The organism is Sinosporangium siamense (assembly GCF_016863435.1).
GTDB lineage: Bacteria > Actinomycetota > Actinomycetes > Streptosporangiales > Streptosporangiaceae > Sinosporangium > Sinosporangium siamense.
This window is the reverse complement of record NZ_BOOW01000006.1, coordinates 13,906-32,177: the sequence shown is the minus strand read 5'-3', so window position 1 is coordinate 32,177 and position 18,272 is coordinate 13,906. Positions and strand designations below refer to the sequence as shown.

Annotated in this window: 17 protein-coding genes and 1 riboswitch; of the genes, 4 read left to right on the top strand and 13 right to left on the bottom strand. The window is 70.5% G+C overall.

From position 1 onward, the window contains the following. The first annotated feature begins 11 nt into the window (after positions 1-11). Positions 12-695, top strand: coding sequence for a DNA translocase FtsK 4TM domain-containing protein (locus tag Ssi02_RS38500; RefSeq protein ID WP_239128532.1), 684 nt, complete (start codon positions 12-14; stop codon positions 693-695). Between the two features lie 85 nt (positions 696-780). Here Ssi02_RS38500 and Ssi02_RS02170 read toward each other — a convergent pair whose 3' ends face one another. After that, positions 781-1,431, bottom strand: a complete 651-nt coding sequence (locus Ssi02_RS02170) for an L-2-amino-thiazoline-4-carboxylic acid hydrolase (RefSeq protein ID WP_204020499.1) — start codon at positions 1,429-1,431, stop codon at positions 781-783. 64 nt (positions 1,432-1,495) lie between these two features. On the opposite strand from Ssi02_RS02170, the gene Ssi02_RS02165 reads away from it, so the two are divergent. Next, the gene (locus tag Ssi02_RS02165; protein WP_204020498.1) at positions 1,496-2,101 is read left to right on the top strand and encodes a TetR/AcrR family transcriptional regulator; all 606 of its coding nucleotides are present in this window, start codon (positions 1,496-1,498) and stop codon (positions 2,099-2,101) included. A 67-nt stretch (positions 2,102-2,168) separates the two neighbouring features. Here Ssi02_RS02165 and Ssi02_RS02160 read toward each other — a convergent pair whose 3' ends face one another. The 4 genes from Ssi02_RS02160 to Ssi02_RS02145 form a co-directional block, all read right to left on the bottom strand. Next, positions 2,169-3,293, bottom strand: coding sequence for an NHL repeat-containing protein (locus Ssi02_RS02160; RefSeq protein ID WP_204020496.1), 1,125 nt, complete (start codon positions 3,291-3,293; stop codon positions 2,169-2,171). A gap of 51 nt (positions 3,294-3,344) precedes the next feature. Then, on the bottom strand, positions 3,345-4,043 hold the full coding sequence (locus Ssi02_RS02155; RefSeq protein WP_204020494.1) for an endonuclease/exonuclease/phosphatase family protein: 699 nt from the start codon (positions 4,041-4,043) through the stop codon (positions 3,345-3,347). Between the two features lie 97 nt (positions 4,044-4,140). Then, positions 4,141-5,073: an ROK family glucokinase gene (locus Ssi02_RS02150; protein WP_204020492.1), complete on the bottom strand. Its 933-nt coding sequence runs from the start codon at positions 5,071-5,073 to the stop codon at positions 4,141-4,143. 30 nt (positions 5,074-5,103) lie between these two features. Beyond that, positions 5,104-5,901, bottom strand: coding sequence for a hypothetical protein (locus Ssi02_RS02145; RefSeq protein ID WP_204020490.1), 798 nt, complete (start codon positions 5,899-5,901; stop codon positions 5,104-5,106). 409 nt (positions 5,902-6,310) lie between these two features. Here Ssi02_RS02145 and Ssi02_RS02140 point away from each other — a divergent pair, with 409 nt between their 5' ends. After that, entirely contained in the window at positions 6,311-7,144 is an 834-nt protein-coding gene (locus Ssi02_RS02140) for a hypothetical protein (protein WP_204020488.1), read from the top strand. On the opposite strand, the gene Ssi02_RS02135 is transcribed toward Ssi02_RS02140, so the two are convergent. Beyond that, entirely contained in the window at positions 7,105-7,950 is an 846-nt protein-coding gene (locus tag Ssi02_RS02135; protein ID WP_204020486.1) for an SAM-dependent methyltransferase, read from the bottom strand. The two genes, Ssi02_RS02140 and Ssi02_RS02135, sit on opposite strands and share 40 nt — an antisense overlap. A gap of 123 nt (positions 7,951-8,073) precedes the next feature. Then, positions 8,074-8,511, bottom strand: coding sequence for an SRPBCC family protein (locus Ssi02_RS02130; RefSeq protein ID WP_204020484.1), 438 nt, complete (start codon positions 8,509-8,511; stop codon positions 8,074-8,076). 235 nt (positions 8,512-8,746) lie between these two features. Here Ssi02_RS02130 and Ssi02_RS02125 point away from each other — a divergent pair, with 235 nt between their 5' ends. Beyond that, a complete protein-coding gene (locus Ssi02_RS02125) occupies positions 8,747-10,537 on the top strand; it encodes an AMP-dependent synthetase/ligase (RefSeq protein ID WP_204020482.1) in 1,791 nt (596 codons plus the stop codon). Here the strand turns inward: Ssi02_RS02125 and Ssi02_RS02120 are convergent. The 6 genes from Ssi02_RS02120 to Ssi02_RS02095 all read right to left on the bottom strand — a co-directional run bounded on the left by Ssi02_RS02120 (position 10,531) and on the right by Ssi02_RS02095 (position 18,115). Then, positions 10,531-11,670, bottom strand: coding sequence for a glycosyltransferase family 4 protein (locus tag Ssi02_RS02120; protein WP_204021372.1), 1,140 nt, complete (start codon positions 11,668-11,670; stop codon positions 10,531-10,533). The genes Ssi02_RS02125 and Ssi02_RS02120 overlap by 7 nt on opposite strands. A 2-nt stretch (positions 11,671-11,672) precedes the next feature. Beyond that, positions 11,673-12,989 carry a M48 family metallopeptidase gene (locus tag Ssi02_RS02115; protein WP_204020480.1) on the bottom strand — a complete coding sequence of 439 codons (1,317 nt, stop codon included), beginning with the start codon at positions 12,987-12,989 and terminating at the stop codon, positions 11,673-11,675. 9 nt (positions 12,990-12,998) lie between these two features. After that, a complete protein-coding gene (locus tag Ssi02_RS02110; protein ID WP_204020478.1) occupies positions 12,999-13,877 on the bottom strand; it encodes a gluzincin family metallopeptidase in 879 nt (292 codons plus the stop codon). Positions 13,878-14,182: 305 nt separating this feature from the next. Continuing rightward, positions 14,183-14,806: a C40 family peptidase gene (locus Ssi02_RS02105; protein ID WP_239128531.1), complete on the bottom strand. Its 624-nt coding sequence runs from the start codon at positions 14,804-14,806 to the stop codon at positions 14,183-14,185. A 37-nt stretch (positions 14,807-14,843) separates the two neighbouring features. After that, positions 14,844-15,003, bottom strand: a riboswitch (cyclic di-AMP (ydaO/yuaA leader). A 612-nt stretch (positions 15,004-15,615) separates the two neighbouring features. Then, positions 15,616-16,515 carry a C40 family peptidase gene (locus Ssi02_RS02100; protein WP_239128530.1) on the bottom strand — a complete coding sequence of 300 codons (900 nt, stop codon included), beginning with the start codon at positions 16,513-16,515 and terminating at the stop codon, positions 15,616-15,618. 289 nt (positions 16,516-16,804) lie between these two features. Then, positions 16,805-18,115, bottom strand: coding sequence for an NYN domain-containing protein (locus Ssi02_RS02095; RefSeq protein ID WP_204020474.1), 1,311 nt, complete (start codon positions 18,113-18,115; stop codon positions 16,805-16,807). Between the last annotated feature and the right edge of the window lie 157 nt (positions 18,116-18,272).

Below are 18,272 nucleotides of genomic sequence, written 5' to 3'. Positions count from 1 at the left end.
AAGACAGTCACGTGACGCCGCAGAGCGATGAGGACGAGGTCTGGCGTCAGATCGTCGCGTCCTTCCACGCCCCGGACGAGCGCGGCTCGAGCGACCAGCCGTGGCCGGACAGTGAGAATCTCACTCCCGAGCCGGCGGCCCGGCTCGGCGATCGCGTCGGCGATGACGACCCGACCGCCGATCTGCCCGCCACACCGCAGACCGACCCCCGGGAGCCCGGCGATCAGCCCGACGCCAAAGACCAGAGGGAGCCGCACGACCACGGCGACCTCCGCGATCATCCCGACCTGCGCGATCTACGCGACCCCTTCGAGGGCACCGAGCTCGGCACCGTGTCCCGCCGTCCCCTCGGCCGCCGCCGCTTCGACCACGAGGCGCTGGACCTCTCGCACCAGGACCCCGTGGAGCAGGACAAGGATCAGTCCGGCGACGACGGCAGGGACGACGAGGGCCACTACGATCCCCCGCCTCCTCCTCCCCTGCCCAAGGCCGACACCACGACCAAGCTCGCCTGGCTGGCCCTGTTCGGCGGCCCCGCCTATCTGCTGATGGCGGCCATGCTCGGCTGGCACATGGAGGGATGGGCGCTGTTCGGCGCGGTCGCCGCCTTCATCGGTGGTTTCGTCGCCCTCGTGATTCGCATGGGCGACGGTCCTCCGAACGACTCCGGCTGGGACGACGGCGCGGTCGTCTGAGCGGGGACCGCCCAGGTCCCCTCGGTGCCTCCTCCCGCCCCCTCACCACGGCACCGAGTACGTCCGGAGTGCCTGGAGCCGGGTGTCAGTCGTCCCCGGCGGACGCCGGCCGGGTGCGGCGCCAGTGGAAACCGCAACTCCCGTGGCCGGCGGCCAGAGTGGTGGGGCGGTCGAAGGCGAAGCCATGGCGATCGGGGTCGATGGCCTCGATCCACGACCGGTCGAACTCACAGAAGACCGGCACCAGTTCGGGCGCCCCGGCGCCCCGGAGGACGTCGTTGTAGGCGCAGCGCCGTATTTCGAGGAGATAGGCGTCCTCGTCATCCCGTTCGCGCACGAAGTCAAACGAGGCGCCGTAACGCTGCTCCTCGTTCGACTTCGATATCTCGACGATCAGGCTGAACGGGTCGGGTGCCTGATCGAGCGCGGCCGTCATGCCGTGCCGAATCCCCTCCCTCATGGGGTCGAGGAAGGCGTGCTTCACCTTCTCGACGGCCTCGGCGCCCGGCATCCGCTCGCGGAGCAGGTTGTAGGTGGCGAGCAGGACCGCCGACATGTGCACGTTGTAGCGGGCGGCGCCGTCGACCAGCAGATCGCCGCGGGCTTCCACGAGCGCCTGGGCCCGCCGTTCGATCTCCTGCCTCATCCCGGGCAGGTCCGGTTCGAGTATCGCGAAGTAGGCGTCGAACAGCTCAGCCATCTGGCTGTCGACATCGTCGGCCTTCAGATCGGCCATGTGACTCTCCCTTCCGTCGGATGGTTATATACAAACATGAATGTATGTATGCGACAATCTAACCATGAGACGCACAGCGGATGAAGCCGCCGCCACGAGGAAGGCGCTCCTCCACGCCGCCCTTGAGGTGTTCGCCGAGCGGGGGTTCAACGGTGCGAGCCTCGCCGACATCACGGCACGCGCCGGAGTGACCCGCGGGGCGGCCTATCACCATTTCCGCGACAAGTCCGCGCTCTACCTGTCCACCTTGTCGGAGCTATGGGACGAGGCGACCGGCCGCATCTGGGCGGAGCTGGAGGGAGACGCCCCGCCGGCGGACCGCCTGCGTGCCTTCCTCGTGCGTTTCATCACGGAAATGGAGGCGGACCCGGTGGTCCGGAGGCTGCTGTCGGTCACCATCCTCGCCAACGAGGCGGTGCCGGTGCACGACACGGGCATGGCCGACAAACGCGCGGCCACCAAGGAGCAGACGGCCCGGCTCACCACCCTCTTCGCCGAGAGCGGTTTGCCCCTGCGCCCGGGCGTCGCCCCCGAGACCGCCGCCCTCACCGTGATCTCCGCACTCAACGGCGTGGCCATCACGTGGCTGATGGATCAGTCGCTCTTCTCCCCCGCCGCCCAGGCCCCCACCCTCGCCGGCACGATCGTGTACGGCATAGCCGGGGCCTGATCGTGTACGGCACAGCGCCGCGTGCCTGACCTCGCCGGCAGGGATCGTGTACGGCGCGGACGGGTGCCTACCGGTCGGAGGGCCCGCCGAACCGCTTGACGACGTCGGTGTAACGGTCGGCCGAGTCCACGATGTGGCCGACCGACCAGACTGCCGAAGTGCCCGGCACACTCGTGACGGCCTGCAGCCGGACCGTGCTGCCCTTGGCCCCCGCCGTACCACGAATGATCTTGCCTTTGCCATGCTCGAAGCGCATCAGGAAGGGCTCGGTCGGGCGGCCGGGATCGGCCCCCGAGATCCAGAACCTCCCCTTGCCGTCCCCTGAGACACCGTAGAGTTTGGCATCGCCGTCGGGCACGTCCACCTCGGACCAGCGTTTGCCGTTCCAGGCCATCACGAGCGGCGTGACGTCCCCCGGACCGCGGAAAACCCCGCCCACGGCAAGCGCGCGGCGCGGGGAGTCGACGTGGATGTCACGCAGATAACCGCCGGGCACAGACGGCAGCGAGACACGCTTCCACTCCCCCGACGACAGGCGCATGACCAGCGGCTGCCCCGCGGTGTCGCCGACGGCCCACCCGTCGCCTTTGGCCGACAGCGCCACGCCGTACAACACCCCGCGGTTCTTCATCGGCGTCAGCGTCCAGGATCCCCCGTCCCTCGCGACCACCAGGGGTTTGCCCTCCCGGCTGCCGACTGCGACGACCTTGCCCTGCGCAGCCGCGACCCCGCCGAGCCAGTCACCGCTCCGCAGCTCGTCCACGGTGACCCGGTCGAAGCCGTTCGCGTCGCCCCTCGCGATGTATGGCTGGCCGTCGTGGCCGTCGCCCACCGTCCACATCTGGCCGGGTCCGGCGGCGGCGACGGACCGCAGGTGGCCCGCACCCGTCGCGTCGTTGCGGATCGGCACCTGCGTCCAGGCCTTGCCGTCCCACCTGGTGATCACGCCGCGGTTCTGCCACACGTCCCAGATCTCCTGCTGCCCGACGGCCCACACCTCGGTGGCCGACACGGCGACCACATCGGACAGGGATCCATCTGTGCGCAACCGAGCACTTGTGGACTGCTGCCATGCTTCGGCCACAGGCGGACGGGTCGGATCGGCGTGCGCGGAGACGGCCGGAGTCGCTGAGGCGAAAAGCGCGGCTGCCGCGCACACGACCGATGCACGCCGCATTGAGCGGCGGGTCATGTTTGAGATCGTACGGCCCTCACCGGACACTTAGTGGCCTTCCTTGCCGGACTATGTCCGATGCGTGGCAAGATCGGCGACAACGGGCAGGTGATCCGTAGCCGCCGACAGGTCTCCGGAATCGGCTTCCCCGATGCCGCATCCCAGCACGGTCAGGTCGTGCGCGGCGAACACCGCGTCGATGCGCCGCCCCGGCCGCCTGGCCGGAAACGACAGGCCGTCGCCGCGCGGCGCGTGCGCGTAGCAGTCGGTGAAACGGTCCGCCAGATAGCGCCAGGCGGGCTGGTGGTCCTGCTCGTTGACGTCACCGGCGAGCACCACGGAGGCGCCGTGGGCCCGCGCCGCCGCCTCGGTGAGTTCCACCGCCTCGGCCACATGAACAAGCCGGGCATCGGCCCTGAGATCCAGGTGCATCGATCCCACGGCCAGCCGTACACCCCGCGCCTCGACCACCGCCACCGCGAGCCCGCGCCGCTCCAGCCTCGGGAAACGGCGCAACGCGTGGCCCTCGTCGTGCACGACGCGTACGCCGGAGGCCACGTAGACGGCGACCCCGCCCACCCGGCCGCCCGCCGCCACCGTCATGCCCGCCCCCTCGGCCAGGCGGCGCCGCCGGTGCCGCCACCGCCAGTAACGCGGCGCCTCCTGCACGCACAGGACGTCGGGCGCGATCGACCGCAGGACCCGGCTGAGCGCTCCGACGTCGTCGTACATCGAGCGCACGTTGTAGGTCGCCACCCTGATGGTCATCGAAGGCCCCCGCACCGTCCCATAAAGGGTGGGCCGAGGTTAGAGACCCCGGCCCACCACCTGTCAGCCGAGTGACCTCACCGGCCGCGCGACGTGGTTATCGCTTGCGTGCCAAGTCGGCCGCGCCGACCAGGCCGGCCTCCGCGCCGAGCTCCGCCAGGCGGATCTCCGCCGTCGGCCGGTGTCCCCTGCCGGTGAGCACCGACACGTAGACCTCACGCACCCGATCGACGAACAGGTCGGCGGCACGCGACACGCCGCCGCCGATGACGTAGCACCCCGGGTCGAGCACGGCGCTCAGATCGGCCATCCCCTGAGCCAGCCAACCTGCCAGGCTCTCGAACGCCGCCAAGGCCGCCTCGTCACCCTGCCGGGCCGCCTCGGTGATCTCCTCGCCCTCGATCGTGCCGCCGGCGAGTCCCAGCAGGACGCGGGCCCGGTCGGGGTCGGCGGCGGCGATCTCCCTGGCCTCGACGACCAGGGCGTTTCCGCTCGCGTATTGCTCCCAGCAGCCGAGGTTGCCGCACCCGCACAACCGCCCGCCCGGCACGACCTGCATATGGCCGAGCTCGGCGCCCATGCCCCACCGGCCTCGGTAAAGCGCACCGTCGAACACCAGCCCACCGCCGATGCCCGTGCCGACCGTCACACAGACCATGTGGCTCTGACCCCGCCCGGCGCCGAACCGGGCCTCGGCCCACGCGGTCGCGTTGGCGTCGTTCTCGACCACCACGGGCAATCCGACGACGTCAGCCACCCGCTTCTGGAGTGGCTCCTCACGCCACGCCAGATTGGGCGCGAAGCGGACGACGGATCTGGTCTCGTCGACGAAGCCCGCCGCGCCCAGCCCGACCGCCTCGATCTCGCGCCCGCGGCGCAACTCGTGCACCATGTCGGCGATCGTGTCCGCGACACGGTCGACGTCGTCCGCGGGGGTGGGGCGGAGCATGTGCTCGTGCACCCGGCCGTTCTCGTCGACTACTCCTGCGGCGATCTTCGTGCCGCCGATGTCCACACCGATGGTCAACATGTTGGAAACCATTCCCCAGGGGATGCCCGGTCAGCCGAGGTCCGCGCGATCGGAGCCGCCGCGCTTGCGCGGCGGCTGCGGGCGCTGCAACACATCGACGATCTGCCGCATCGCCGACATGACCTCGCCGCCCGCCGCCATGAGGTGACCGGTGACGTCGTTGCCCGAATCCCGCTGCGCCGCGATGGCCCGGCACACCGGGCAGGCCCGGCACACGTATTCTTCCTCGTGCTGCTCCGCCACCGCCTCGGCCCACACGTCCCGGGACTGCTCCGGGCGTGTACGGCGAGAGCCCGTGAAGTCCGAGATCACCTGACCGATGCCCCGGGCGCCACCCCGCACCACGGCCTTCCCTACCTCACGCGTCGCCCGCGCCTGCAGGGAGGACAACCACTTGGCCGCCTCGTCGGCCACCGTGCCGATGGCCTCACGCCCCATCCGCTCGGCCTCCCGGATGCCCTCGTTGACCCGCTCGCGATCAACACTCCGCGCCCGCTCCTCATCCGCAGGCCGCTCCTGCTCCACCTCACCCTTGCCCACGGGGGCGGGGGCGGCGGGCCGGACAACCTCTTCGGAAGCGGCGGCCCCGGTGGAAGCCGCCGAACCCGCCACCTCTGCGGAACCGGCCGACTCGGTGGTGGGGGCACCAGGGGCGACGATCCGCCGGCGATCCGGCCCGTAGGCCTCACGAGCCCCCTGGACCCGACCCCTGAGAGCGGTCTGCCGCACCTCGTCCGCCTCGGCGGCGGCACGCGTCTCCTCCGCCCAGACGTCACCGGTCACAGGCTCGGCGATCTTGGGCTTGGCAGCCGTCCGGCGCCTGGTCACCGGCTCGGACGGTGCGGCCTCGGCCGCAGCCTCCTTGGCCGGTGCGGCCTCGGCCCCAGCCTCCTTGGCCGCAGCCTCCTTGGCCGGCGCTGCCTTGGCCCGCGTCCGCTTAGCCGGCGCGGCCTCGGCCCCAGCCTCCGTGGTCGGCGCTGTCTTAGCCGGCGCTGTTTTAGCCGGCGCTGTCTTAGCCCGCGTCCGCTTAGCCGGCGCGGCCTCGGCCCCAGCCTCCGTGGTCGGCGCTGTCTTAGCCGGCGCTGTCTTAGCCCGCGTCCGCCTGGCCGGTGCGGCCTCGGCCCCAGCCTCCTTGGCCCCAGCCTCCGTGGCCGGTGCGGCCTTGGCCGACGTCTCCGTGGCTGACGCGGCCTTAGGTTGCGTCCGCCCAGCCGAGGCGGCCTTAGCAGGTGCCGCCTTGGCTTCCGCAGCCCCGGCCGACGCCGCCTCGGTCACTGCCGTCTCAGCCGGCGCCGCCTCGATCACCGCCGCCTCAGCCGGTGCCGTGTCTGCCGTTGCCTTCTTAGCCGACGCCGCCCTGGCCGAGGTCGATTTCCTGGCCGACGAGGAGGTGCGGGCCGTCGCCCCGGCCGTCTTCTTGGCCGTGCTCCTGGTCATGCTCTTAGCCGTGCCGGTCTCGGGCTCCTTGGCCGGTTCGGCCGCGGCGCTCCCCGATGCGGTGCCTTCGGTGGCTTCAGCCGCCACACGCTTAGCCGAAGACGCACGGCGACCGGTGGCGGTGCGCTTGGCCGGTGTCGAGGCCGTGGGCGCGGGGGTGCCGGTCGTGCCGGCTTCCGCCGTACCGCCGTCGGCGGCGCTCGCGGCCTTCGCCCTGGTCCTGGGCTTGGAAGGCGCGGGCTCGCCGGACGCCGTCGCGGGGGTGTCCGCCGCGGGCCTCGGCTTGCGGGTGCGTTTCGCGGCGCCGGCCGTGGTCGTGGTCGCGCTCCCCGGCTTCGCCGCCGTCCCCTCGCCCGCCGCCACGTCCCTCTCGCTCTCGGTCACCGCAGTCTCCTGGTTCTCGGAGGGGCCGCCGGGGCGTGTACGGCGGGCACTCGCAGCCCTGCCGCCTGTGGTTTTGCCGCCTCTACGACGGCTCTGCTCGCTGTTGTCGCTCATTTCGCCCTCCTGCCTCGAAACGCTACCCGAGGAGCCCCCCGGTGGGCGCGCCTACGGCCGAGAGCGGCTCCCCGAGACGATCAACGCCCGCCTCCTTCAGGAGGCGACGGGCTTGCGTCCCACACCGCCGAGGTAGAGCAGGCGGCTGATGAGCTGGGGCTCCGGCCCCTGGACCTCGTCCGGGCGCCAGTCCGGCGGGTGCACCACGCCCGGCTCGACCAGGTCCAGACCGGAGAAGAAGTCCGTGATCTCGTCGCGGTCGCGGAGCTTTCCGCGGCCGATGGTGCGCAGCAGCACCGACTCCAGCGCCCGGGCCTCGGGGGCGGCCGACGAGAAGTGGGTGAGGAGCAGGTGGCTGCCGGGCGCCATGGCCTCCTTGTAGGCCTCGAGTATGCGGCCAGGTTCCTCCTCGTCGAGCACATGATGGACGACGGCCACAAGCAGCAGTCCGATCGGCCGTGTCAGATCCAGGAAGCCGGCGACCTCGGGATGTGAGAGCACGCCCTCCGGATCGCGCAGGTCGGCGGTCACCACACTGGTGTTGCCGTTGGTGGCGAGCAGCGCCCGGCCGTGTGCCAGCACGACGGGGTCGTTGTCCACGTAGACGACCTTGGCGTCGGGGTTGATCCGCTGGGCGATCTCGTGGGTGTTCTCCACCGTGGGCAGCCCCGAACCGAGATCGAGGAACTGGTCGATGCCCTGTTCGCACATGTAGCGCACGGCGCGAGCCAGAATCGCGCGGTTGTGCTTGGCGGCCTCGCCTCCGTCGGGGAACGCCTTGAAGGCCGCCTCCGCCACGGCACGGTCGACCGCCAGGTTGTCCTTACCGCCGAGGATGGCGTCGTAGATCCTGGCGATGCTTGGTCGCGTAGGGTCGACCGTCGGGGGAACGCGATCCGTCTCGCGCTGACTCCAGGACTTGTCGGCACTGCTCTCAGGCATGGAAATCCCCTTTTGCCCCGGGCCCCCTCTTGATCATCTTGAGCCCGACTCAGAATAGCCGTCCCCGGTCCCCAAGGTCGGGCACTTGCCTCTACTCGGGCGATGATCTGCCACGAAAGACCGCTATGCGGACTCGACCCGCTTCTTCAGCCCCTTGAGCGCGGTGTCCACGATGACCTTCTCCGCCTTGCGGCGGATCATGCCGAGCATCGGCACCTTGACGTCGACCGAGAGGTCGTAGACCACCTCGGTGCCGCCGCCGGAAGGGGTGAGCCGGTAGCTTCCGTCGAGGGCGGCCAGCATGCGGCCGGTGGAGACCATGCTCCACGTGACCGCCTCGTCGCCGAGCCACTCGTAGACAAGGGTGTAGTCATCGACGATCACCCCGGCGTCCACCTTGAAGCGCACCTCGGCGGGACGCCCTTCCTCGTCGGTGGAGAGCACCTCCGCGGACTTCACCTGGCCGGCCCATTGCGGGTAGGCGGGGAAGTCGGCGATCACCGCCAGGATGGCGGGACGGTCGGCGGCGATGGTGATGCGCGAGCTGGTGCGGTCAGCCATAGGGCCACCGTACTGGTTTCACACCCCCCGGAGAACTTCACGACGCGTGTTTGACGCGGGCCGCGCACCGGGTAACACCGCGATACAGGATGTTCGGAGAAGCGATGAACGGCCTGGGGCCTAATTAACGACTGATAACGTGGAAATGCCCTTGATAACGCATGGGTGACGGATCTACCCGAGCGTAACTTAACGCGGTAACGTCCAGGCAGCCCACGCCCCTGGAGGAGTCACCGTGCGCGAGTACAGCGTCCCCGTCCTTGTCGATGTGCCTGCTTCCGCAACCCTCACCGATACGGTGTTCAACCGGGCCGACACCGATCCCGGCACGGTCATCATCCGCCGCAAGTCGGGCGAGGAGTGGACGGCGGTCACCGCGGCCGAGTTCCGCGACGAAGTGGCCGGGGTCGCCAAGGGGCTGATCGCGGCGGGTGTGGGGCCCGGCGACCGGGTGGCGCTGATGTCGCGCACCCGCTACGAGTGGACGGTTCTGGACTACGCGATCCTGGCCGCGGGCGCGGTGGGTGTGCCGATCTACGAGACCTCCTCCGCCGAACAGGTCAAGTGGATCCTCGGCGACAGCGGCAGCAAGGCCGTCGTCGTGGAGCACGACGGCCACGAGGAGACAGTGCGCAGCGTCCTCGCCGACCTGCCGGACGTGAAGCACATCTGGCGCATCGAGGACGGCGCACTGGCGAAGCTGACAGAAAGCGGCGCCGATGTCTCCGACGAGACCATGCACGAGCGCCGCACCAGCCGCATCGGTGCCGATCTCGCCACCATCATCTACACCTCGGGCACGACCGGCATGCCCAAGGGATGCCGCCTGACCCATGACAACCTGCTCTTCACCGCGCGCAACATCATCTCCGGCCCGCTTGAGCCGCTGTTCCAGGTCCGCGACCGGGCCGCGCTGCTGTTCCTTCCGCTCGCGCACAGCTTCGCCCGCATCATCTCGGTGGTGCTGATCGAGAGCGCCACCGTCATCGGCCACAGCCCCAACATGCGTGACATCGCCCCCGACCTGCGCACTTTCAAGCCCACCTTCCTGCTTGCCGTGCCCCGCGTGTTCGAGAAGGTCTACAACGCGGCCGAGCAGCGGGCCGTGGCCGGCGGGCGGGGCAAGATCTTCCACAGAGCCGCCGAGGTGGCGATCACGTGGAGTAAGGCGGAAAGCTCGGGCGGCGCCGGGCTGGGCCTGCGGCTGCGGCACGCGCTGTTCGACCGGCTCGTCTACTCCAAGCTGCGCGCGGCCACCGGCGGAGTGTTGTCCGCGGCGGTGTCGGGCGGGTCGGCGCTGGGCGACCGGCTCGGCCACTTCTTCCGCGGTGTCGGCATCGAGGTCTTCGAGGGATACGGACTGACCGAGACCTCGGCCCCCTCCACGGTGAACATGCCGGGGGCCAACAAGATCGGCACCGTGGGCAAGCCCTTCCCCGGCGTGACGATCCTCATCGCCGACGACAAGGAAATCCTCGTCAAGGGCCGCCACATCTTCAAGGGATATTGGAACAACGACGAGGCCACCGCCGAGGTCATCGACGAGGAGAACTGGTTCCACACCGGCGACCTGGGCGAGCTGGACAACGACGGCTACCTGCGCATCACGGGCCGCAAAAAGGAGATCATCGTGACGGCGGGCGGCAAGAACGTCGCCCCCGCCCCGCTGGAGGACCGCATCCGCGCCCACCCTCTGGTGTCCCAGGCACTGGTCGTCGGTGACGACCGGCCGTTCATCGCGGCCCTGGTCACACTCGACCCCGAGGCCATCGAGCAGTGGAAGGCCGCGAACGGGCGCGAGAACGCCTCCATCGCGGACCTCACCAAGGACGAACTTCTCCGCGCGGAGATCCAGAAGGCCGTCGACGAGGCCAACAAGCAGGTGTCGACAGCCGAGTCCATCAAGAAGTTCGCGGTGCTCGACGTGGACATCACCGAGGAGAGCGGCCACCTCACCCCGAAACTCAGCATCAAGCGCGACATCGTGACCCGCGACTTCGCCGCGGAGATCAACGCGCTCTACTGAGCACCGGTTGTCCCGTGGTCGGCGAGGATCTCCCCGAACCTCGCCCCGACCCGCTTCCACCCCCACTCGCGCTCCACCCAGGCCCGGCCCCGCTCGCCCATCCGCCGCGCGGTGGCCGGGTCGGTGAGCAGGCGGGTCAAGGCCGCGGCCACCTCGGCCACCGAGGTGCCGTCCACGAGCAGTCCCGTCTCGCCGTCGAGCACGGCGTCGGGGGCGCCGCCCGACCGGCCGGCCACGACCGGCAGCCCGGTCGCCGACGCCTCCAGGTAGACGATGCCGAGCCCTTCCACGTCGATGCCCGCCAGACGCGTACGGCACGGCATGGCGAACACGTCGCCCGCGTCGAAGCAGGCCGGCAACGACGACCACGTCACCGGCCCGGTGAACCGCACCGCGCCGCCCAGCCCCCGCAGATGCACCATGCGCCGGAGCCGCGCCTGCTGCGGCCCGCCGCCGACCAGCAGCAGCACCGCCCCGGGTACGGCACGGCGCACCGAAGCCCACGCCCGGATGAGGGTGTCCTGCCCCTTGCGCGGGACAAGCCGGGACACGCACACGACGACCGGCGCGTCGCCGAGGCCGAGGGCCGACCGGATGCGCGTGCCCCCGGCGCCGGGCCGGAAGACGTCGGTGTCGACGCCGGGCGCGAGCCGTACGAGAGCCGGCTCCCTGATGACGCGGGTGAGCCGCCGCCGCGTGTATTCGCCCAGGTAGGTGATGACGTCGGCGTGTTCGCCGATGCGGCGCAGGAGGGTGCGGGCGAGGGGCACGCTGGCCCAGGACGCCTCGTGCCCGTGGGTGAGCATGACCACGCGTTTCGCGCCGGCGGCGCGCAGACCGGGGGTGATGAGCCCGAGGGGGGCCGCCGCGCCGAAGACCACGGTGTCGCACCCGTGCTTCTCGATCAACGACGCGGCCCGGGACGCCACCGCGCGGGACGGCAGCATGAGGGAGGAGGAGTGGCGCACCACGGGATACGGCTCGCGGTCGTCGAAGCGGGCGCACCCCCGCCAGGCGGGCGCGTAAACGACCACGGACTCGGGGGGCAGGCAGCGGGCGAGCCCGTGGACGAACGACTGGATGCCGCCTGCCCGGGGCGGGAAGTCATTGGTGACGATCAGTGTGCGGGGGATGCTCACGGCTGTGGCAGCCGGTTGAGCAGAGCCCACGAGCGGGCGATGGCGATGCGTTCGGGGGTGGGCGGGTGTGAGAAGTAGAGCACGTACTCGAGGGGGTCGGGCGCCAGGTCCGACAGGTTGGTGGTCGCGAGGCGCTGCTGTATGGCCACAAAGGTGGCCGGGTCACGGGTGAGGTCGAGCGCGTGCACGTCGGCGCGGCCCTCGATCTGCCGGCTGATGAGGTTTTGCGCCGGGCCGGACAACACGGTGCCGATGCTGATCAGGCTCAGGACGAGCCCGGCGGCCCGCGGGTCGGCGAGGGAGGCGATGCCTGTGCGCCGCCGCAGGAAACCCGTGGAGGTGACGGCGGCGAGCAGGCATGTGCCGAAGGCCGCGCCGAGGCCGCCGATGAGCGTGCCGTAGAGCACGTCGTCGTGTTTGGCGTGGCCGAGCTCGTGGGCGACGACGACGCGTACCTCCTCGACGGGGGCCTTCAGCAGCGTGTCGTAGACGACAATGCGCTTGGTGGCCCCGAACCCCGACACATAGGCGTTGAGTGCGGTGGTGCGGCGGGAGGCGTCGGCCACGAGCACGTCGGAGACCGGCACACCGTCGCGGGCGGCCATGGCGAGCAGGTCGTCGCGGAGCTGCCCGGCGGGCATGGAGCGGAAGTCGTTGAAGAGCGGCTCGAACACGACCGGGTAGACGAACGACGCGCCGACCGTGAGCAGGAACACCCCTGCGGCGGCCGGGATCCACCACCGCGCCAGGCGGCGCGCCAGCGCCACCACGACGAGCACCACGAAGGCCAGCAGGCCCGTGCGCACCCCGAGCGACATCAGCCGGTCGAGCGACCAGGCCGGCCATGCCTGCGTGGACAGGCCGAAGTCACGCAGATAGGTCTCCATCCACATGCCGAGCGGCCACCGCAGCGCCTCGGTGACCACGGTGATCGCGAGCACGCCGAGCGGCACACGCACCCACCACGGCCCCCGCAGCCGCCCGAGCAGCCGCGTGCCGAACGGCGTCAGCGTCAGCAGACCGGCCACGATCAGGGTCAGCCCCAGCGACAGGTACGCGGGCACGCTGGTGGCCGTGTCGAGGGCCGCAGAGCGGGCGATCTGCGCGGCGGTGAAGTCCCTGGCGGACTCGGCGGGCACAACCGGCGTGCCCGCCGGGAGCGCCCGCCACGGGGTGGTGAGCACGACGACGGCCACCAGCGCCGCGCCCAGCAGCGCGACGCCGATGCCCGCTCCGCGCGGGCTCGCCGCTGGCTGCCGCGGATCGCTCTCCGCGGCCGGCGGCGGGTCGGCGGCGGTGTCCGGCGCGCTCATGAGTCCCCCTCAGGCAAGGGTCTCCCGGACGTGGACACGCCACGCGGCGGTCAGTCCGGGGACCGTCATACCAAGCTCCGACAGTGCGGCGTCGATGCCGAGCCGCTCCGCATCACGGTAGAGCCTCACCAGCGCGTCCTCGCCGAAGCGTGCCGCTAGCAGGCCGCAGGCGAGCCACGCCTCGGCATATGCCTGGGCGATCCGGGGCGCGCCGGGCTCGAAGTCCTCACGCTCCGGCAGCCGGTACGGCACGGCCCCGGCGCGCACCTCGGCCGCGAGCTCGGCCGCCGCCACCCGCGCGGGCAGGCCGGTGTCGCGATATCCGACGTAGTCGGCGAACCCCTCCACCAGCCAGATGGGCACCCCGCTGACGGCGGCGCCCGTCGTCACGTGGGTCAGCTCGTGCGCGAGGACCACGTCCCTGCCGGTGGGGGTGAGGCGGGTGAACTGGTCCGGGTTCACGACGACCCGGTTGAGCGTCGCCACGGCGGCCAGCCCGTCGAGTACGGCGTCGCCGGCGATGACCCGCGCCATACGCTCGGTGCCGGGGACCAGCACGACGGCACACGCGGCCGAGCCCCACACTCCGGCCACGCGCTGCCAGGCCGGGCCGACGCGGCCGGCGATGTCGTGCACGAGGGCGGAGTCGGCGGCGTAGCCGACGACGAGGGAGTGCGGACCGCGGATCACCGCGGGCCCCGTGCCGGGCGGGCGCGGCGGCGTGTCCCTGACGGGGAGGGACAGGCAGGCGAGGCCCGCGAGAGTGGGGAAGAGCAGGCGGCGGGTCAACGACGGCACGGCGGAACGGCCGGCCACCCGGCAGCCCTTGGGCGCCCGATCGGCCGGCACGGGGAGGGCGGTCGTGCGGCGGGCGGCGGCCTCACCCACCGCTTGCCCAGGCGAGGTGTGGTTTGCCCGAACACATGCTCGCAGAGCTTATCGCCGGGAGCCGGGGGGCGGGATCACACCTGGCATGTGGCGGGCCGGGTGCAGGCGTGGGGACGCGGGTGACACCGGCGGAGAGTACGGCGGACATGGGAAAGCCCCGTCCCGGCGAGTGGACGGGGCCTGTCTCCCAGCACCCTGACGGCCGTGCGTGGCGGTGACCGCTCTCGGGAGGTGTTCCCAGGTTTACCCCCCGAGGGGTCGTGCCGGCCGTGGGCGGGGAACCCATCGGTCGGGTGTGACGGTCATTACAGTCCGGGGCGGACCGCTCCACTGAAGGACGACTTGCGCCACTGGCTCAGCTTGTCGATGCGGACATGCTTGCCGCTGCTCGGCGAGTGCACCATCTTGCCTTTGCCGATGTACATCCCGACATGGCCCTTGCCGTGGAAGAACATCAGGTCACCGGGCTTCAGGTTCTTCCAGGAGACCTTCTTGGCGATTCCGCGGAACTGGCTGTGGGAGGTCCGCGGCAGTTTCACTCCGGCCTTGCGCCAGGAGTAGACGAGGAGGCCTGAGCAGTCGAAGGCGTTCGGGCCGGTCGCGCCGTACCGGTAGGGGTCTCCGACCTGCTTCTTGGCGACCTTGATGGCCTTCTTCGCCTTGAGTCGCTGTTTGGCGGCCTTGCTGAGCTTCTTCTGCTTGGCGGGCTTCGCCGTGGGCTTCTTGGCCTTGTCGGCCTTCTTGGTGTCCTCGGCGGCCTCTGCCGTACTGGGTTCGACCAGAGCGTCAGCGGGATCGTAGGTGACGACCGGGGGGTTTGGGGGGATGGGGCTCGCCGCGTGTGCCGGAAGGCCGAGGGTGACGGCTCCTGCGGAGGCGGTGAGGGTGAGTGCGACTCCTCCGACAGTTAGTCGAATCAGGCGCGACAAAAGGGGGGTATGGGGTGACGTAGACAGGATTGCTCCTTGGGTCTTCCACCAATGCCTACCGGGTTAGCTGACGGGTTCGGGCGTGGAAGTTCGCCCTACAACACAAACGTGCTGATTCACCCCTAGCCCAGAAAAACTGGACTTTTGGGCCCCCGGCTCCACGCCTCCTGACTGCGTGGATTAGGCGGATACTTCCGGAGCCTCATGGGGGGCGAGGCTCCGGGATCACAACTCGCTCCGGACGGGGGGCGCTCAGAGCGGGCCGACGCATGGCTTGCTGCCGCCGAACGGGAACGTACTCCGATCGTCATATTTCAGCAAAGCCCCAACCAAAGATAAAGATCATGTAAACATGAAATTTCATCCAAAAGCCCTGATAAATCAGGGCGCACGTTATGCAAATGTGACCCTTGTCACATTTTCCAGATCGTGACCTTCCGGCGGCTCACTCGCCCCACCGGTCACACCCGCCGCATCCAGCGGCAACACGTCGCTCGCATGCCTCAAGGCGCACGTCAGCCCCCTCTTAATCGGCACAATCAAGCATTGCGTAAATAGCCATGCTTCGCGGTGGTCACGTTCCCGCATGATCGGCGCCCTACGCGGCGCCGGGCGACGACGGGGATGTGGCAATGATCACGGAGACGCGCGCGTTTGATCGTTCCACAGCGCGTGCAGAAATCACTCGTGATCTCTCCGGATGAGACCGCCGGAGGGCGGGAGAGGGCCGCAAGGACCCTCCCCCGCCCCGCGCACGGCATGAGCGCCGCCCGGTGGCGCGGACGACGCAGAAGCGGCGAGACCGCCGCTCAGGGGCGTATAGCGCCGACGAGCCGGCCCCGGCGTGTGGACAGGTCGCTGATCTTGACCACGTCCCCGGTCTGCGGGGCGTGGACGAACTTGCCGCCGCCCGCGTAGATGCCGACGTGACCGAGCCCGTGGCTGAAGATGAGATCGCCAGGCTGGAGCGCGTCGAGGGAGACCTTGCGGCTCGACCCCCAGCTCCACTGCTGCCAGGTGGTGCGGGGCAGGGTGACGCCCGCCGCCCGCCAGGCGGCCTGGGTGAGCCCGGAGCAGTCCCAGCTTCCCGGGCCGGTGGCACCGTAGCGGTACGGCTTGCCGAGCTGGCCGTAGGCGAACTGGAGGACGGAGCGGGCGTTGCCGGACGCCGAGCCGGTGTACTTCTGCCCGGTGCCCTGGGGATTGCCCACCCTCAACCGGCCGAGCCGGCGCAGCAGCTTGGTCTGCTCCTTGATCAGCTTCTCGACCTTTTCCTTCTCGTCGCGCAGCTCGTCCCTGATCTTGTCGGCCTCGGCGAGCGCCGTCTTGGCCTTGTCCCTGCGATCGCGCAGGGACCGGTTGGCCTCCTCGAACGCGATAAGGATCGCGGCCTGCTCCGAGGAAACGTGGTCGACCGCCGCCATGCCGCTGAGGAGCGCGGCCGGGTTGTTCTCGGCGGCCAGCGTGGGCCACCCGGTCATCTCACCGAAGCGGTAGCGGTTGACGGCGACCGAGACGAGCCGCTGGCGCATGTCGGCGACGCTGGCGTTCTGCCGCCGATATTCGGCGTCGAGCCCCGAGTGCTTCTTGCGGGCCGCCTTCAGGCGCTCCCCGGCGAGGTTGTACTTGTCGACGACCTTGTCGGCCTCGTCGTTCAGTTTCTCGAGCTTGGCCCTGGCCTGGGCGACGGTAGGCCTTGGATCGGCCACGGCTCCGTCGAGGGGGAGAAGGAGCGCTGCAGAAACAACCCCCATGGTCACAGCAATGCGGCCAAACCTCGCGGCCAACGTGTTTTCACCCTCCCACAAGCCTCTACTTCTTGCCGGGAACCCCTGCCTGCGGGGGCCGACCCGGCGGGGTCGCGCGACCGCGCCCTCGGATCTACCGGCGAGTAGCGAGTGACCTGACGGGGGCGCAGTGCTCAGGACCTGGGGCGAAATAGTACAGAAGACACGGCACCCGACTCATAGTTTTGTCGGGATTGACGGGAAACGTGAGTCAAGCGCGACCAAGTCGGCGCAGCAGCAGACCGGACAGAACCGGCCTCGCTCCCATCCTGCGCACGGAATCGGCCACCTCGCGGTCGGAGGACACCACCGCGATGACCCGCCCTTTGGGCTCGGCCCGCACGAGCTGCCTTATCAGGTCGTCGGCGCTCTGACCTGGGACGCTGAACATGACTCTGACCCCGCGCGGCGCCACGACCTGCACCGGGGCGTTGAGTTCCGCGCCGTCGAAGACGCACGTCACCTCGATGCGCGTCTGCGCGACGAGACCGCCGAGGCCGGTCAGCAGCCGCGTGCGCTGATCGGCGAGAGTGAGCCCGCCGTAGCCGCCCTTGGTGACGTTGTAGCCGTCGACGATCAGATGCGGGCGGGGCAACGCGAGCAACTGGTCGAGCAGCGCCGGGTCGTCGTCGGAGAGCGCCCGCGCCGGAACCCCCGGCTGGCCCGGCGAGGCCGCGGTCACCGAGTCGGCCGGGCGCGAGATCGTCGAGGGCAGCGCCAGCTCCCGGCGCAGCCCCGCCGCGGCGTCCTGCAACGCGTCCAGCAGCAGGCGAAGCCGCGCGTCCTCGACGCTGCGGCCCTCCCTGGCCGCCCGGCGCGTCGCCTCCATCTGCCGCTCGGCGTCGGCGAGCCGCTCGCGCAGCCGGCGCAGCTCGGTCTCGCTCGCGCTGCCGGCGCCGGCGAGCGCCACACGTGCCTCCTCGGCCGCCTGCTCGCTCTCGGCCGCGCGGCGCTCGGCGGACTTGGCCCGCTCGCGGGCGTCGTGGAGTTTCCTCCGCAGATCGGAATTCTCCGATCGGGCCGCCTTGAGCTGCTCACGCAGGCGCTCGGCCTCCTCCTTGGAGGAGCTCTTGAGCAGCGCCACCTGCTCACGCAGCCGGGTGATGGTCTGCTCGTTGGCCGACCCCTCCGCCGCCGCCGTGCGCTCAAGCTCGCACCGGGCACTCTCCACCATGTCCGGCCAGCCAGGCGGACGCGTGAGATAGGCCGCGGCGGCCACCAGCACCGGCTCGGCCGCCGGCGGCACCGTGCCCTCGGCCAGACTGCTCACAAGCGCGGGCCAGCCCGCGGCCAGCGCGTCGGCCACGTGCTCGCGGAACTCCTTGTCCGCCTCAAGCTGCGCCGCGATCGGCGTGGCGCCGAGCCGGGCCCGTTTGCGGGGGTCGAACTTGCTGATGCCACGCAGCGGTGGCGGCACCGAGGTGGCGGGCATCGAGCCCAGGACCTGCGCCGCGAGATCCACCACGTGTAACCGGACCTGCTCGGGCAGCGGACGAGACAGGCCCTCTCCGGCTGAACTCATCCCACGTCCCCTTAGTCCACCTCTCGGCATTGGTCTGTCACTAAGGGTACGGCTGCCGCCGGCATGGGCGTGTCTCAGGCCACACCGAACGGTGTTCCGTCCTTCCTGCGGGGAGTACGGCGCAGCCGTCGTCACCTGGCGGGGAAAGGTCACAGCC

Excerpts from the sequence above, each read along its gene's own strand:
- Ssi02_RS02170 (WP_204020499.1), bottom strand. The coding sequence starts at position 1,431 with ATGGCCGATCTGAAGGCCGACGATGTCGACAGCCAGATGGCTGAGCTG.
- Ssi02_RS02165 (WP_204020498.1), top strand. The coding sequence starts at position 1,496 with ATGAGACGCACAGCGGATGAAGCCGCCGCCACGAGGAAGGCGCTCCTC.
- Ssi02_RS02160 (WP_204020496.1), bottom strand. The coding sequence starts at position 3,293 with ATGACCCGCCGCTCAATGCGGCGTGCATCGGTCGTGTGCGCGGCAGCC.
- Ssi02_RS02155 (WP_204020494.1), bottom strand. The coding sequence starts at position 4,043 with ATGACCATCAGGGTGGCGACCTACAACGTGCGCTCGATGTACGACGAC.
- Ssi02_RS02150 (WP_204020492.1), bottom strand. The coding sequence starts at position 5,073 with ATGTTGACCATCGGTGTGGACATCGGCGGCACGAAGATCGCCGCAGGA.
- Ssi02_RS02135 (WP_204020486.1), bottom strand. The coding sequence starts at position 7,950 with ATGCCTGAGAGCAGTGCCGACAAGTCCTGGAGTCAGCGCGAGACGGAT.
- Ssi02_RS02130 (WP_204020484.1), bottom strand. The coding sequence starts at position 8,511 with ATGGCTGACCGCACCAGCTCGCGCATCACCATCGCCGCCGACCGTCCC.
- Ssi02_RS02115 (WP_204020480.1), bottom strand. The coding sequence starts at position 12,989 with ATGAGCGCGCCGGACACCGCCGCCGACCCGCCGCCGGCCGCGGAGAGC.
- Ssi02_RS02095 (WP_204020474.1), bottom strand. The coding sequence starts at position 18,115 with ATGAGTTCAGCCGGAGAGGGCCTGTCTCGTCCGCTGCCCGAGCAGGTC.